Source organism: Streptomyces sp. HmicA12 (genome assembly GCF_000373565.1).
Taxonomy (GTDB): domain Bacteria; phylum Actinomycetota; class Actinomycetes; order Streptomycetales; family Streptomycetaceae; genus Streptomyces.
The window spans coordinates 73284-87498 of the sequence record NZ_KB891831.1 but is presented as its reverse complement, the minus strand read 5'-3'; the positions used below and the strand labels follow the sequence as shown (position 1 = coordinate 87498).

14 protein-coding genes are annotated in these 14215 nt (G+C 71.2%); 10 read left to right on the top strand and 4 right to left on the bottom strand.

The annotated features are described in order from the left end of the window. The first annotated feature begins 22 nt into the window (after positions 1 to 22). From B072_RS0130565 to B072_RS0130555, 3 genes are all read left to right on the top strand, one after another. Positions 23 to 1180 carry a Gfo/Idh/MocA family protein gene (locus B072_RS0130565; protein WP_018533765.1) on the top strand — a complete coding sequence of 386 codons (1158 nt, stop codon included), beginning with the start codon at positions 23 to 25 and terminating at the stop codon, positions 1178 to 1180. Next, positions 1177 to 3933 carry a glycoside hydrolase family 38 C-terminal domain-containing protein gene (locus B072_RS0130560; RefSeq protein ID WP_018533764.1) on the top strand — a complete coding sequence of 919 codons (2757 nt, stop codon included), beginning with the start codon at positions 1177 to 1179 and terminating at the stop codon, positions 3931 to 3933. Before B072_RS0130565 ends, B072_RS0130560 begins: the two co-directional genes overlap by 4 nt. A 285-nt stretch (positions 3934 to 4218) precedes the next feature. Then, complete coding sequence (locus B072_RS0130555; RefSeq protein ID WP_018533763.1) at positions 4219 to 5685, top strand: catalase; 1467 nt, start codon at positions 4219 to 4221, stop codon at positions 5683 to 5685. A 31-nt stretch (positions 5686 to 5716) separates the two neighbouring features. Here the strand turns inward: B072_RS0130555 and B072_RS44430 are convergent, their stop codons facing one another. Further along, positions 5717 to 6091: a helix-turn-helix transcriptional regulator gene (locus B072_RS44430; RefSeq protein WP_051127332.1), complete on the bottom strand. Its 375-nt coding sequence runs from the start codon at positions 6089 to 6091 to the stop codon at positions 5717 to 5719. A 144-nt stretch (positions 6092 to 6235) separates the two neighbouring features. On the opposite strand from B072_RS44430, the gene B072_RS44425 reads away from it, so the two are divergent. From B072_RS44425 to ppk2, 3 genes are all read left to right on the top strand, one after another. Beyond that, entirely contained in the window at positions 6236 to 6820 is a 585-nt protein-coding gene (locus tag B072_RS44425) for an ANTAR domain-containing protein (protein WP_018533761.1), read from the top strand. A gap of 205 nt (positions 6821 to 7025) precedes the next feature. After that, positions 7026 to 8270, top strand: coding sequence for a D-mannonate dehydratase ManD (gene manD / locus B072_RS0130540; RefSeq protein WP_026246472.1), 1245 nt, complete (start codon positions 7026 to 7028; stop codon positions 8268 to 8270). Positions 8271 to 8318: 48 nt separating this feature from the next. Next, positions 8319 to 9308 carry a polyphosphate kinase 2 gene (gene ppk2, locus B072_RS0130535; protein WP_018533759.1) on the top strand — a complete coding sequence of 330 codons (990 nt, stop codon included), beginning with the start codon at positions 8319 to 8321 and terminating at the stop codon, positions 9306 to 9308. A gap of 18 nt (positions 9309 to 9326) precedes the next feature. Here ppk2 and B072_RS0130530 read toward each other — a convergent pair whose 3' ends face one another. Then, positions 9327 to 9764 carry an SRPBCC family protein gene (locus tag B072_RS0130530; protein WP_018533758.1) on the bottom strand — a complete coding sequence of 146 codons (438 nt, stop codon included), beginning with the start codon at positions 9762 to 9764 and terminating at the stop codon, positions 9327 to 9329. A gap of 168 nt (positions 9765 to 9932) precedes the next feature. On the opposite strand from B072_RS0130530, the gene B072_RS50010 reads away from it, so the two are divergent. The 4 genes from B072_RS50010 (at position 9933) to B072_RS0130515 (ending at position 11990) form a co-directional block, all read left to right on the top strand. After that, entirely contained in the window at positions 9933 to 10010 is a 78-nt protein-coding gene (locus tag B072_RS50010; protein WP_370443954.1) for a 50S ribosomal protein bL37, read from the top strand. Positions 10011 to 10237: 227 nt separating this feature from the next. Beyond that, positions 10238 to 10597 carry an STAS domain-containing protein gene (locus B072_RS0130525; RefSeq protein WP_018533757.1) on the top strand — a complete coding sequence of 120 codons (360 nt, stop codon included), beginning with the start codon at positions 10238 to 10240 and terminating at the stop codon, positions 10595 to 10597. Between the two features lie 103 nt (positions 10598 to 10700). Continuing rightward, positions 10701 to 11120 (top strand): ATP-binding protein, encoded by a 420-nt coding sequence (locus B072_RS45780; protein WP_018533756.1) that lies wholly within the window; start codon positions 10701 to 10703, stop codon positions 11118 to 11120. Between the two features lie 27 nt (positions 11121 to 11147). Continuing rightward, on the top strand, positions 11148 to 11990 hold the full coding sequence (locus B072_RS0130515; protein ID WP_026246470.1) for a DUF1206 domain-containing protein: 843 nt from the start codon (positions 11148 to 11150) through the stop codon (positions 11988 to 11990). Between the two features lie 85 nt (positions 11991 to 12075). On the opposite strand, the gene B072_RS0130510 is transcribed toward B072_RS0130515, so the two are convergent. Both B072_RS0130510 and B072_RS0130505 read right to left on the bottom strand, forming a co-directional pair. Beyond that, complete coding sequence (locus B072_RS0130510; RefSeq protein WP_026246469.1) at positions 12076 to 13320, bottom strand: phospholipase D-like domain-containing protein; 1245 nt, start codon at positions 13318 to 13320, stop codon at positions 12076 to 12078. A gap of 51 nt (positions 13321 to 13371) precedes the next feature. Continuing rightward, positions 13372 to 14097, bottom strand: coding sequence for a chitinase (locus B072_RS0130505; RefSeq protein ID WP_018533753.1), 726 nt, complete (start codon positions 14095 to 14097; stop codon positions 13372 to 13374). Positions 14098 to 14215 lie beyond the last annotated feature (118 nt).

Sequence of the window (14215 nt, the reverse complement as noted above, 5' to 3'; positions counted from 1 at the left end):
ACACCGAGAAGGATTCCTGCCCATGAGTGCTGCCGCCTCCCGCCGGCTGAAGGTCGCCGTCGCCGGCCTCGGTGCCATTGCCCGCACCGCTCACCTGCCGCTTCTCGAGCGGCGCCAGGACCTGTTCGAGATCACCGCCCTGTGCGACCTCTCACCCACCGCGCTCGCCGAACTCGGTGACCGCCACGGCGTCCCCGCCGACCGGCGGCACACCACCACGGACGCCCTGCTCGCCGCCGGTGGCTTCGACGCCGTACTCCTGCTGACCGGCGGCTCGCACGGCGACGTCGCCGAGGCCGCCCTGCGCGGCGGACACGCCGTCTTCTGCGAGAAGCCGCTCGCCTTCACCCGCGCCGAGGTCGAGCGCGTCGCAGCCGCCGAACGGGCCCAGGACAACGGGCCGCGCCTGATGGTCGGCTACATGAAGCAGTACGACCCGGCGGCCGTCCGGCTCGTCGAACTCCTCCAGCAGGCGGGCGGCGCCGAGACCGTCCGCTCCGTCGAGGTGACCGTGCTGCACCCCACCAGCGAGGCCCAACTCGCCTTCGCCCACCTGCCGGCACCCGCCCAGGACACCGACCGGGCGGTCCTGGACGCGCTGCGCGCCGCCGACACCGAACGCACCGACGAGGCACTCGGCACGGACGCCCCGGAGCGACTGCGCTCGCTGTACCACATCGTCCTCGGCTCGATCTGCCACGACCTGTCCCTCCTGCGCCTCGTCGACGGCGCACCCGAGAGCGTCGACCTGGTCGCCATGTGGCCGAAGGACGCCAACCCCGGCTCCGTCGAACTGACCGGCCGACTCGCACACGGCGCGCGGTACTCCATCCGCTGGCACTTCCTGACCGAGCACGCCGCCTACCGCGAGACCGTCGCCGTGCACCACGAGACCGGCAGCCTCGAACTCGCCTTCCCCGCCCCCTATCTGATGAACGCTCCGACCGTACTGACCGCCACCGACGCCGCCGCCGGGATGGAGCGCAGGGCACGGTTCACCAGCCCCGTCGAGGCGTTCGAACAGGAACTCGCCGCCTTTTACGACATGGTCGTGAACGGCACCCAGCCGCGTACCGGCGTCGCCGGCGCACTCGACGACCTGACCACGGCCCAACGTGCCGCCGCCCGCTTCGCCACCCAGCACCAGCTCCCCTGCGCAGGAGAGGCCAAAACCGCATGAGCACCGTCATTCCCGAGAACAACGGCCGGCCGCAGGAACTGATCGTCGTCCCGCACACCCACTGGGACCGCGAGTGGTACCTGCCCTTCCAGCAGTTCCGCCTGCAACTGATCGGCCTCCTCGACGAGGTCCTGCAGCGCATGGAGGACGACCCGCGCCAGCGCTTCACGCTCGACGGCCAGGCCGTCGCCGTCGACGACTACCTGGAGGTCAGGCCCGAGCAGCGCGAGCGCCTCACCGCCCTGGTGAAGCAGGGCCGCCTCGCCGTCGGCCCCTGGCAGATCCTCCTCGACGAGTTCCTGTGCTCCGGCGAGAACATCGTCCGCAACCTCGAACTCGGCCTCGCCCGCAGCCGCGCTCTCGGCGAGGCCATGGAAGTCGGCTACCTGCCCGACATGTTCGGTCACGCCGCCCAAGTCCCGCAGATCCTGCGGCAGTTCGGCATCGAGCACGCCTGCGTGTGGCGCGGAGTGCCCGCCGCCGTCGACTCCCACGCCTTCGCCTGGCAGTCCCCGGACGGCACCGCCGTACGCACCGAGTACCTGGCCGCCGGAGGATACGGTTCGGCCGCCGGACTCTTCGACGACCCGGCGCGGGTCGCCGAGCGGGCCACCGCCATCGCCGCGAAGCTGCGACCGTGGCGCCCCGACGGCTCACCGATGCTCGCGATGTACGGCTCCGACCACACCGCTCCCGCCGCGGACCTCGCCGACCTGCTCCAGGCCCACAACGAGGCGCAGGGCGAGGGAGGGATGCGGCTGCGCCTCGCCACCCTCGCCGAGTACTTCGCCACGCAGCCCGTCACCACGGAGGGCCTGCGCACCGTCACCGGTGAACTGCGCAGTCACGCCCGCGCCAACATCCTGCCCGGCGTCTTCTCCGTGCGCGCCCCCGTCAAGCAGGCCATGGCCCGCGCCGAACGCGCCGTCGAACGCTACGCCGAGCCGTTGTCCGCCCTGTTCTACGAAGGCGACGCCGCCCGCTTCCTCGCCATGGCCTGGCACCGCCTCATCGAGGTCTCCTGCCACGACTCGGTCACCGGCTGCGGCTGCGACGAGACCGCGCAACAGGTCGCCGCCCGCATCGCCGAGGCCGAGCAACTGGGCCTCGCCGTAAGGGACATGACCGGCCGTGGCCTCGCCGCGCGCGTCCCGCACACCGGCCACGTCCTGCTCAACCCGACGCCACGGCCCCGCACCGCACTGGTCGAGCTCGACGTCCCCGGCACCGGCCCGGTCCACGTCACCGACTCCGAAGGGCGCACGTACCCCGCCCAGGAACTCACCGCATCCCCGACGCTGCTGGCCGACGACACCTTCCCGTACGAGAGGCTGCCCACCGTCCTCGCACGCGTCCACGGCATCGAGCTCTACGGACAGGAGATCACCGCCTGGACCGTCGACGCCGAGGCGCGCGAGCTGCGCTTCACCGTCGCACGCCGCTCCGAACTCGCCTTCGACGTCGCGGAGGTGAAGGCGGCCCTCGCCGGAGCCGGGCCGGGCGGTGACTGGCGCGTCGTGATCGAGGCCGAACCGCGCCGCACGGTGGCCGCCCTCGTCGACACCCCCGCCCTCGGCCACACCGCCGTCCGCCCGGAGCCGGGCGGCGCGCCGCTGCCCGAGCGCACCGTCACCGCCGGGGACAACACCCTCGGCAACGGCCTGCTCACCGTCTCCCTCGCCGATGACGGCACCTTCGCCCTCACCGGCGAGCACGGCACGACACTGTCCGGCGCGGCCAGGATCGTCGACGGCGGCGACCTCGGCGACACGTACAACTACGCGCCGCCCGCCCAGGACCACGTGGTCGACACCCCGTCGACCGTCACCGTGCGCCGCATCGTCGACGGGCCGCTGCTGTCCGCGTACGAGATCGTCCGCGCCTACGCGTGGCCGACCGCCGGTGACTTCGGGGCGGACGGTCGCACCGAGGACACCGAGCCGACGACCGTCACCACGCGCGTGGAACTGCGCGCCGGGGAGCCGTTCGTCCGCCTGAAGGTGGCCTTCGACAACCGCAGCGACGATCACCGCGTCCGGCTGCACGTACCGCTGCCGCGCCAGGCGTCCACCTCGTACGGGGAGGGCCAGTTCGCCGTCGTCGAGCGCGGACTGACCGCCGAGGCGGGCTTCGGCGAGGAGGCGCTGCCCACGTTCCCGGCCTCCGCGTTCGTCGCGGCCGGAGGCGTCGCCGCGCTCCTCGACCACGCCACCGAGTACGAACTGGTCGACGAGGGGCGCGAGTTGGCGCTCACCCTGCTTCGCTCCACCGGACAGATCTCCCGGAACCGGCACGCCCACCGCGACGAGCCGGCCGGCCCGCAGGTCCCGACACCCGAGGCGCAGTGCCGCGGACTGCGCACGGTCGACCTCGCGCTCCTCCCGTACGAGGGGGAGTGGCACGAGGCCGGAGTCCTCGACGCGGCGGAGCGGTTCCGCCACCCGGTGGCGACCCTGCCCGGCACCGCGCCCTCCGCGACGGCGCTGCCCGGAGCCGTCGAGGGACTGCGGATCGACGGCGAGGGCGTCGTCCTCAGCTCGGTGCGCGAGCGGGACGGCCACCTGGAGGTCCGGGTCGTGGCCCAGACCCCGGCACCGACGACGCTCCGCGCCCGGCGGCCGGCCATGACGGCCGCCCGCCGCGTGGACTTCACCGGCACCACGCTCGCCGAGCTCACCGTCACCGACGGCACCTTCGAGGCGGATCTGCGTCCGTGGGAGATCGCGACGTTCCGGGTGACCGCCACCCGGTAGGCGCGGTCGTCGTCCGGGGGCGTTCCCGCCGCTCACAGGCGGGAACGCCGCCGCCGACGATTCCAGCGGATTCCGTCCGTTTAGAGGCCTGGCGCTCGGTTATCCGGCAGGGAGCCGCCGGACAGGGCCTCCACGGTCCGAAAAATGGCCGGGTAGCGGAAGGAGTCGCAGGATGGACGGAGGTACGGCCGGGGGACGCGCCCGTGCGGACCTGCGTGCGGGCTCCCGCACGGCCGGGCCTTGTCGGCGCGGAGAACATCACCCATCGAAAGGCGCGCGTGTTCCATGAGTGACGTCACAGGCAAAGCGACCACCACGGATGCCGGCGTTCCGGTCGAAAGCGATGAACACTCGCTCACGGTCGGTGCCGGTGGCCCGATCCTCCTGCAGGACTCCTATCTGATCGAACAGATGGCGCAGTTCAACCGGGAGCGGATCCCCGAGCGGCAGCCGCACGCCAAGGGCAGCGGCGCGTTCGGCCACTTCGAGGTCACCGCGGACGTCAGTGCGTACACGAAGGCCGCACTCTTCCAGCCCGGCACCCGGACGGAACTGGTGACCCGGTTCTCGACCGTCGCCGGCGAGCGCGGCAGCCCGGACACGTGGCGTGACCCGCGCGGATTCGCGGTGAAGTTCTACACCACCGAGGGCAACTACGACATGGTGGGGAACAACACCCCGGTCTTCTTCATCAAGGACCCGATGAAGTTCCAGCACTTCATCCGGTCCCAGAAGCGCCGGGCGGACAACAATCTGCGCGATCACGACATGCAGTGGGACTTCTGGACCCTCTCGCCCGAATCGGCCCACCAGGTCACCTGGCTGATGGGGGACCGGGGTATCCCGCGCACCTGGCGCCACATGAACGGCTACACCTCGCACACGTACATGTGGATCAACGCGCAGGGCGAGCGGTTCTGGGTGAAGTACCACTTCAAGACGGACCAGGGCGTCGAGTGCTTCACCCAGGACGAGGCCGACCAGATGTGCGCGGTCGACACCGACTTCCACACCCGGGACCTCTTCGAGCACATCCGCGACGGGGATTGTCCCAGCTGGACGCTGTACGTGCAGGTCATGCCGTACGACGACGCCGCCACGTACCGCTTCAACCCGTTCGACCTGACCAAGGTGTGGCCGCACGCCGACTACCCGCTGGTCGAGGTCGGCAGGATGACCCTGGACCGCAACCCCACGGACAACCACGCGGAGATCGAGCAGGCGGCGTTCCAGCCGAACAACCTGGTCCCGGGCATCGGCCCGAGCCCCGACCGGATGCTGCTCGGCCGGCTGTTCTCGTACGCCGACGCGCACCGGCACCGGATCGGCGGCAACTACCAGCAGCTGCCGGTCAACGCTCCCGTCGCGCCCGTGCACACGTACTCCAAAGACGGGGCCATGGCCTACCGCAAGACCGAGGACCCGGTGTACGCGCCGAACTCGAAGGGTGGCCCGGCGGCCGACACGAGCCGCTACGGCACTCCGCCCAGTTGGTCCGCGGACGGGGAGATCACCCGCTCCGCCTACGTCGACCACGCCGAGGACGACGACTGGGGGCAGGCGGGCACCATGGTGCGCGAGGTCCTCGACGACGCCGCCCGCGACCGTCTCGTGGACAACGTCGTCGGCCATCTCCTGAACAGGGTGAGCGAGCCGGTCCTCGCCAGGGCGTTCACGTACTGGTCGAACATCGACAAGTCGATCGGCGAGCGCATCGAGCAGGGAGTGCGCGCCCAGCAGCACCAGGCCTGATCAGGCCGGTCGTCGTACGGCCGGCCACAGCTCAATCCGCGTCCGCACCGTGCCCCCGCGCGGTGCGGACGCCGTCGTCGCGCAGTCCGTCGGTGCGGTGCGCCTCGTCCTGCGCGAGCAGGCCGAGCAGTGACGCGACGGTCAGCCCGGCCTCGGCCTCGGCCGGATGGCGCAGTATCTTGCCCGGCTCGATGCGGTACGTGTTGCCCCGTCCCTCACGCGTGTGGGAGAGGAAGCCGCTCTCCTCCAGGTCGGAGATGATCTTCTGCACGGCCCGCTCGGTGAGCCGGCAGTGCGCGGCGATGTCCCGGATCCGTGCGGTCTGGTCGTCGGCGATGGCGGCGAGCACGCGCGCGTGGTTGGTGAGAAACGTCCATCCTGTGTGCGGTTCTGGTACTCCACCCATGACACCCATGACCGAATCGTAGGCCCGACGGTTCACGTTCTGGAATACCTGAACCTCACTTCCGGTATCGCTTGACGTGTGTCGGCGGCGAGGTGACTCTAGGGCGTGGAGGAGCAACCGCCTGAGAGACAGGGGGAGTCGACCATGCCGGAGTCCGTGTGGACCGGGGAGGGCACGGTGCCCGCCGACCGCGGCGCCCGCCGACTGTCCGGACTGACGCTGTTCTACCGCCCCGTCGGCGACCGGACGGTCGTCAGCGTGCGCGGTGACCTCGATCTCGACGGCGACGACCGGCTGCGGGACGCCCTGCAGGCGGCGCTGGCCGGGTCCGACGACTCCGGCGTCGCCCTGGAGCCCGGCGGCGTCGAGTCCTGCGGCTGTTCCGCCGTGAACATCGTGCTGAACATCGCCCCCTGGCCCACGGAATCCGCCGCCCGCACCGTCGAGCAGGACGGCCCGCAGGAGGACGACCTGCACGTCGAGGTCGCGCAGCTGCGGCGGGCCATGCGCAGCCGGGGCGTGATCGACATCGCCCGCGGCGTTCTCGTGGCGGCGTTCGGCCTCAGCCCGGAGAAAGCCTGGGACGCCCTCGTCACCGTCTCCCAGCACACCAACACCAAGCTGCACGAGGTGGCCCGCCAGCTGGTGGACTCCACCCACGGCACGGCGCCCCTCCCGGACGCGCTCCAGGAGGAACTGTCCGCGGTGGTGGCCCGGTTCACCGCCTGAGGCCGTGCGGCGGCCGGGCTACCCCGCGGCCGTTTCAAGATCTACGGTGACGGGGCGCCGCGCGACCTGGACGCAGTGATGATCCGTCGGACGCGCGGCCCGTTCCTCCGCCACGGCCCCGATCCATGGAGATGTCCACGTGTCCACCGCACGGACCGCCCAGAGCACCCCCGCCCCCGGCGTCGCACCGGACGACGCCACCCGCATCGTCTCGGCCGAGGTGCTCGTCGCCTCACCCGGCCGCAACTTCGTGACGCTGCGACTGCTGACCGAGGACGGAGTCGTCGGACTCGGCGACGCGACCGTCAACGGCCGCGAACTCGCCGTCGCCTCCTACCTGAGCGACCACGTGGCACCTCTGCTGATCGGGCGCGACGCCCATGCCGTCGAGGACACCTGGCAGTACCTGTACCGGGGCGCGTACTGGCGTCGCGGGCCCATCACCATGGCGGCGATCGCGGCGGTCGACACAGCGCTGTGGGACATCAAGGCCAAGCTGGCGGGCATGCCCCTGTACCAGCTGCTCGGCGGCCGCAGCCGGCGCGGATGCCTCGCCTACGGGCACGCCAGCGGCGCCGATCTCGAGGAACTGTTCGACTCGATACGCGACCACCTCGACCAGGGCTACCGCGCCATCCGCGTCCAGAGCGGCATCCCCGGACTCGGCTCCGTCTACGGCGTCGCCTCCAGCGCGAACGCCGCCGCGGGCGGCCGCGGGGCCACCTCGCGCTACGACCACGAACCCGCCCGCCGCACCGACCTGCCGGTGGAGGAGGCGTGGGACACCCGTGCCTACCTGCGGCACGCCCCGAAGGTGTTCGAGGCCGTACGCGCCGAGTTCGGCCCCGAACTGCCCCTCCTGCACGACGCGCACCACCGCCTGACGCCCATCCAGGCGGCCCGCCTGGGCAAGGACCTGGAGCCGTACGACCTGTTCTGGCTGGAGGACGTCACACCGGCGGAGAACACCGCGATGCTCCGCCGCGTCCGCGAGCACACGACGACACCGCTGGCGATCGGCGAGGTCTTCAACACCATCTGGGACTACCGCGAACTCTTCGAGGAACAGCTCATCGACTACGTCCGCTCCCCCGTCACCCACGCGGGCGGCATCACCGCGCTGCGACGCATCCTCGACTACGCGGCCGTCTACCAGATCAAGTCGGGGGTGCACGGCCCCACGGACATCTCCCCGGTCGGCCTCGCGGCCGCGCTGCACCTCGGCGTGGCCATCCCCAACTTCGGGATCCAGGAGTACATGAAGCACTCCCGCGCCACCGACGAGGTCTTCCGGCCCACCTATCGCTTCGAGGACGGCCTGCTCGCCCCCGGTGACGAGCCCGGCCTCGGCGTCGACTACGACGACGACGTGGCCCGGGCGCACCCCTATGCCGCCGCCTACCTGCCCGTGAACCGTCTCCAGCTGGACGGGTCCCTGCACGACTGGTGACCGTCGGCACGGGCGAAGGAAGGTCTCCCCGGCGGCGGTGGCGGGGCTGTGTTTGACTCGAAGCCCTGTGACCAGACCGAGGAGACCTTGGTGCCCGAGCACGGCGACGACGAACTGCTCGAAGGACTGCGGGTGGACGCCTCCCGTCCGGAACGGCCTGTCCTGCTGGACGAGAAGGGGCAGCCGCTGCGCACGTGGCGCGAGAACTACCCGTACACCACGAAGCTGAAGCGCACGGAGTACGAGCGCCACAAGCGCGTGCTCCAGATCGAACTGCTCAAGCTGCAGAAGACCGTGCGCGAGCAGGGCCTGCGCGTCGTCGTGCTGTGCGAGGGCCGCGACGCGGCGGGCAAGGGCGGCACCATCAAGCGGTTCACGGAGCGGCTGAATCCGCGCGGTGCCCGCGTCGTCGCCCTGGACACGCCGACCGAGCGGGAGGCCGGGCAGTGGTACTTCCAGCGCTACGTCACCCAGCTGCCGAGCGCCGGCGAGATCGTCTTCTTCGACCGGTCCTGGTACAACCGCGCCGGGGTGGAGCCGGTGATGGGGTACTGCACCCCCGAGCAGCACCGCCACTTCCTGGAGCAGGCGCCCCTTTTCGAGGAGATGCTCACCGACGACGGCATCGTCCTCGTGAAGTTCTGGTTCTCCGTCTCGCGCGGGGAGCAGCGCACCCGGTTCGCCATCCGGCAGGTGGACCCGGTGCGGCAGTGGAAACTGTCACCCACGGACCTCGCCTCGCTGGACCTCTGGGACGCCTACACCCGGGCCAAGGTCGCCATGTTCCGGGCCACGGACACGGAACACGCGCCGTGGACGGTGGTCAAGACCAACGACAAGCGCCGTGGCCGCCTCGAAGCGATGCGCCACCTTCTGCTGCGCGTCGACTACGGGGCCAGGGACGAGGCGGCGGTGGGCGCGTCGGATCCGCTGGTGATCGGCCCCGCCGACACCCTCCTCGAACCCGGTGAGGACCCCACGGACCTGTCACCCAGCCGCCTCGCCGACCACGCCCGGGGGCCGGGTCAGCATCCTTAGGCCCGGCCGTGTCCGGGCTCAGCCGGTGGACTCCTCGCGGGCCGTCGCCTCGGCGAGCTTCTGGAACTCGCCGAGGTCGTAGTTGGCGAGGGTCGAGTCGAGATTGGTCAGCGCGCCGAGACGCTCGACGAAGCCCTTCGGGTCGTACTCGATCTGGAGCGTCACCCGGCTCGACGTGTCACTGAGCCGGTGGAAGGTGACGACACCGGCGTGGTCGACGCCTTCGGTCGTGTGCCAGGCGATCCGGTCCTCCGGGATCACCTCGGTGAGCTCGGCGACGAAGTTCTTGTCCGCACCCGGCAGTTCGAGCTGCCAGGCGAAACGGCGCTCGTCCAGGGGCTCGACCAGCCGCACATGGCTCAGGAACGCGGGCCAGCGCGACACGTCGCTCCACAACCGCCAGGCGACGGCCACCGGAGCCTGGAGGTCGACGGACTCGAGCAGGGACGCGGACATGCGCACCTCTTTCATGGTCGGCGGCCGCGGGCTCTCCGGGCCTGCCGCACCCGGTACCCCGGTGTGGCGCAGGCCACGCCATGCGTCCCGGTCTTTCGGGGCAGGGGATCGGGAGCTCGCCTGGGACACCCAGGGAGAACGACCGCACCAACCCCCTGGGAGGCACGCATGTCGTCGAAGCGACGTCGTAAGAAGAAGGCCCGCCGCAAGAACGGCGCGAACCACGGCAGCCGTCCGCAGTCCTAGCGGCGGCGGTACGGCGGAGGCGGGGCGGCACCCAGGTGCCGCCCCGCCTCCGCCGTTGCGGGCCGGACCCGTTCGAGGGGACCCCGGGACGCATGTTCTGCGGCCGCGCGCGGTGCGGAACGCTCCGTGGTGGAAAGGCGTAGCGTCAGGCCGGTGCCGTCCCACGGACCGGTAGGACGGCTGCATCCGACAGCAGTCGACGGACACACCCGGAACAGGTTCACCGCATGACTCACAACGCCGATCTCTGTGTGATCACGAGCTGCAGCAACGGCCTGCTGACAGCGCGGGTGGAAGGAGCGCTGGACTTCGACACCGGCGACCACTTCACCCGGGCCCTGGCCAACGCCCTGGCCGAGCACCCGCAGGCCCACACCGTCCTCCTGGACTGCACCGAGCTCGGACACGTCGACTCGCTCGGCCTGGCGACCCTGCTGATGCTGCGCAGGCGGCTCGTGGAGGACGCCGTTCGGCTGCGCATCGAGCACCGTCCGGCCGCGCTCGACCGGGTGCTGGAGATCACCGGTACCCGGGACCACCTCCTGGGCGCACCCGCCGAGGACACGGCGCGCAGCGCTGTCTCCTGAGCGGGCGCCGGCCTGTCCGGCGTGTGCCGCCCCGGAGCCCGGGAAAGTGAGAGGGCACAGGGCGCACGAATCGGTGCCCGTCGACCCCAGGAGGAGACTCGACATGAGCGCTCCCGAAATACCCGATGCGGAGCGCACGACCTGTTCGCAGGCGCGGGCCGAGACCAGCGCCGCCGTCCGGCCGCTGTGCGCGGCCCTTCCGTGGCGCCTGGCACGCGGGCTCTACGAGGACGCGCTGCTGGTCGCCGACGAGCTGGTCGCCAACGCGATCCGGCACGGCGACGGCATGACCCGCTTCAGCGCCTGTGTCCACGGCCGCGATCTGGTGATCAGTGTCCGCGACCGCAGCACGCGACTCCCGTGCGACCAGCCCCACGACCCCACGCGGCCCGGCGGCTTCGGCTGGCTGATGATCCAGCATCTGGCCCGCCGGGTGAGCGTCGACCGGCACGACGACGGCAAGACCGTCACGGCCGTCCTGAGGATCGACCGGCCGAACGGAGATACCGCTTCCAGGCGTTGAGCGTGGATCCGGGGGCAATCGGCATGCATGGCTACTGGATCGGCGACGACACAAGGTTTCGGACAAGCTCGGCGTGCGGCGAACAGCCCGGCGGTCGCGGCGGCGGCCCGCGCGGGCTTCGTCGCCCGCGGAGTCATCTACGTACTGATCGGATTCCTCGCGGTGCGCATCGCCTTCGCCGACGGAGGCGGCAAGCAGGCGGACCGCGGCGGCGCCGTCGCGGAGATAGCCGAGAAGCCCTTCGGCATGGTCCTGCTGTGGCTGCTCGGCGTCGCCCTGGCCGGGATGTCACTGTGGCGGCTGTCCGAGGCGGCCTTCGGGCAGGCGGGGCCCGACGGGAAGAAGGCGAGCAAGCGCGTGATGGCCGCGGGGCGCTGCGTCTTCTACGGGTTCGTCTCCTACTCCGTGCTGTCCTTCGCCGCGGGGGACAAGTCCAGCGGAGGCAGCAGTTCCGACGAGAGCTCCAAGGACATCACGGCGATGGCGCTCGACTGGCCGTACGGCCAGTGGATCGTGGCCGCCGCCGGAATCGGCGTGGCGGCGGCGGGTCTGTGGATCGCGGCGCGGGCCGTCATGCGCAAGTACCACAAGCACCTGAAGCTCTCCGAACTCTCCGCCCGGGCCCGCAAGGCCGTCGACGTCTTCGGGGTGTTCGGCGGGACGGCCCGCGGCATCGTCTTCGCCGTCGCGGGCGGGTTCGCCGTCACCGCCGCGCTGCAGCACGAGCCCGGCCGTGCCAAGGGCATGGACGACACCCTGCGCTCCTTCACCGAGACCCCGGCCGGACCCTGGCTGCTCGTGCTGGTCGCCGTCGGCCTCGCCGCCTTCGGGGTCTTCTCGTGGGCGAACGCCCGCTGGCGCAAGGTCTGACCGGCCACCAGGCCCCCCAACACTGTGGAGGCGCTCCCCGAACGGGGGAGCGCCTCCACAGTGCTTTCCGTACGTGCGCGGCGGATCAGAGAAAGTGCTGGATGGTGCGGGTCGCTTTTTCGGCGGCGCGGAAGGCGATCGGCCGGTCGGCCCAGCGCTCGGGGCGTACGCGCACGCTGTGCGTGATGTCGCGGTCGTAGTCGGCGTCGAGCGCCGCGGCGAAATCGTCGTCCAGGACCGCGAGCATGACTTCCTCGTCGTGGTCCAGGGAGCGGCGGTTGAGGTTCGTGGAGCCGACGAGCGACGCGATCCCGTCGACCGTGACGACCTTGCAGTGCAGCATCGTGCGCTGGTACTCGCGCACGACGACCCCGCACGCCAGGAGACGCTCGTAGTGGTGACGGCCGGCGATCCGGCTCACCTGCTTGTCCGTGTGCGGCCCCGGTACGAGCAGTTCGACCTCCACGCCCCGCCGGGCCGCCTCGCAGAGCAGGTCGACGAAGTAGAGATCGGGCGAGAAGTAGGCGGTGGCCAGGCGCAGCCGGGTCTGCGCGGACTGGATGACCACGCGCAGCAGGGTCTGCATGTCCTGCCAGCCGATGCTGGCGGAGCCGCGCACGACCTGGACGACGGCGCCGCCGCTCGCCTCGTGGTCGACGAAGCGGTCGTGGTCGTCGAAGAGTTCGTCGTGGCACTCGGCCCAGTTCTGGGCGAAGGCCGCGCAGATGCCGTCGACGGCGGGCCCGCGGACCTGTACGTGCGTGTCGCGCCACTCGCCCGGGTCGCGGGCGTCGCCGCACCACTCCTCGGCGATGCCGACGCCGCCGGTGAAGGCCGTCGTCTCGTCGACGACCAGGACCTTGCGGTGGCAGCGGTGGTTCTGCTTGAACGGCGAGAGCAGCAGCGGCTTGCGGAACCAGGAGACCTGCACCCCGGCCTCGTCCATCAGGGCGAGCAGGTCCTCCTCGATGGTGCGGCTCCCGAAGCCGTCGAGAAGCAGCCGGACGCGGACACCGTCGCGGGCGCGTGCGGCGAGGGCGTGCGCGAAGTCACGGGCGATCTCGCCCCGCCAGTACACGAACGTCATCAGGTCGATGGTGTGCCGGGCGCCGTGGATGGCGTCCAGCATGGCGGGGAAGATCTCGTCACCGTTGCGCAGCGGCGTGAGCGTGTTGCCTTCGGTGGCGGCGATGCCTATCAGGCGCTCCAGACGCCGGCGCAGTCGCTGACGAGGGTCCTGGGGGCCGTCGTCGGCGACTGCGGGGCCGGTGGGGGCCGTGATGCTCGTGGTCACAGGTGCTCCGGGGGGTCGGGGGCAGGGCCACGACATCCACTGCCCCGTCACCTTCCCTTCACACTGTGACCTGCGCCGGTCCCGAGGTCAGCAGCTGAGGTTGCCGCCCGGTTCGACGCCCAGGATCTGGGTGAACTTCTCGTAGTTGTCGATGCGGCTCTGGACCTGGGCGGGGTTGGCGCCGTCGCACTCCAGGGTGCCGTTGATGCTGCGGATGGTCTGGCCGAAGCCCGCGCCGTTCACCATGGCGTTGTGCGGGGTCATGGTGCCGGGACCGGTCTGCGTGTTCCAGTACCAAAGGCCCGTCTTCCAGGCCACGGCCGCATCGTTCTGCACGAGGTCGGGGTTGTTGAGCAGGTCGATGCCCAGGGCGTCGCCCGCCGCCTTGTAGTTGAAGTTCCAGCTGAGCTGGATCGGCCCGCGGCCGTAGTACTTGTCGGTGCCGGCCGGGCAGCCGTAGGGCTGTGACGTGTCGCAGTAGTGCGGGTAGTTGGCGGTGTTCTGCTCGACGACGTAGACCAGGCCGCCGGTCTCGTGGCTGACGTTGGCGAGGAAGGCGGCGGCCTCCTGCTTGCGCACGGTGTCGCTGCCGGTCCCGCTGAAGCCCGGGTAGGCGTCGAGGGCGGCGGTCAGTCCCGCGTACGTGTAGAAGGGGTTGCGGCCCGGGAACATCTGGTCGAACTGGGCCTGGCTGACGACGAACTCCGCCTGCGGGGCCGGTTTCTCCGCGAACGCCGGAGCGGTGAGGGTCAGTGCGGTGAGCGTCGCGGCGGATCCCGCGGCGGTCAACAGGGCAAGGACACGGTGGCGCATGGGTGCGCTCCTCGGGGCGAGGTGTGTGGGGGGTGTGTCGTGCTGCCGTCCGTCCGTGGCGCGGGGGCGGGCGGTGGACCGTGGGGCCGCGGGCCGTGACGAGCCGCTGTGGCGCGCC

What these genes read in the sequence shown, in the direction of transcription:
- B072_RS0130565 (WP_018533765.1), top strand. Translation starts at nt 23, where the DNA reads ATGAGTGCTGCCGCCTCCCGCCGGCTGAAGGTCGCCGTCGCCGGCCTC.
- B072_RS0130560 (WP_018533764.1), top strand. Translation starts at nt 1,177, where the DNA reads ATGAGCACCGTCATTCCCGAGAACAACGGCCGGCCGCAGGAACTGATC.
- B072_RS0130555 (WP_018533763.1), top strand. Translation starts at nt 4,219, where the DNA reads ATGAGTGACGTCACAGGCAAAGCGACCACCACGGATGCCGGCGTTCCG.
- B072_RS44430 (WP_051127332.1), bottom strand. Translation starts at nt 6,091, where the DNA reads ATGGGTGGAGTACCAGAACCGCACACAGGATGGACGTTTCTCACCAAC.
- B072_RS44425 (WP_018533761.1), top strand. Translation starts at nt 6,236, where the DNA reads ATGCCGGAGTCCGTGTGGACCGGGGAGGGCACGGTGCCCGCCGACCGC.
- B072_RS0130530 (WP_018533758.1), bottom strand. Translation starts at nt 9,764, where the DNA reads ATGTCCGCGTCCCTGCTCGAGTCCGTCGACCTCCAGGCTCCGGTGGCC.
- B072_RS50010 (WP_370443954.1), top strand. Translation starts at nt 9,933, where the DNA reads ATGTCGTCGAAGCGACGTCGTAAGAAGAAGGCCCGCCGCAAGAACGGC.
- B072_RS0130525 (WP_018533757.1), top strand. Translation starts at nt 10,238, where the DNA reads ATGACTCACAACGCCGATCTCTGTGTGATCACGAGCTGCAGCAACGGC.
- B072_RS45780 (WP_018533756.1), top strand. Translation starts at nt 10,701, where the DNA reads ATGAGCGCTCCCGAAATACCCGATGCGGAGCGCACGACCTGTTCGCAG.
- B072_RS0130515 (WP_026246470.1), top strand. Translation starts at nt 11,148, where the DNA reads ATGGCTACTGGATCGGCGACGACACAAGGTTTCGGACAAGCTCGGCGT.
- B072_RS0130510 (WP_026246469.1), bottom strand. Translation starts at nt 13,320, where the DNA reads ATGTCGTGGCCCTGCCCCCGACCCCCCGGAGCACCTGTGACCACGAGC.
- B072_RS0130505 (WP_018533753.1), bottom strand. Translation starts at nt 14,097, where the DNA reads ATGCGCCACCGTGTCCTTGCCCTGTTGACCGCCGCGGGATCCGCCGCG.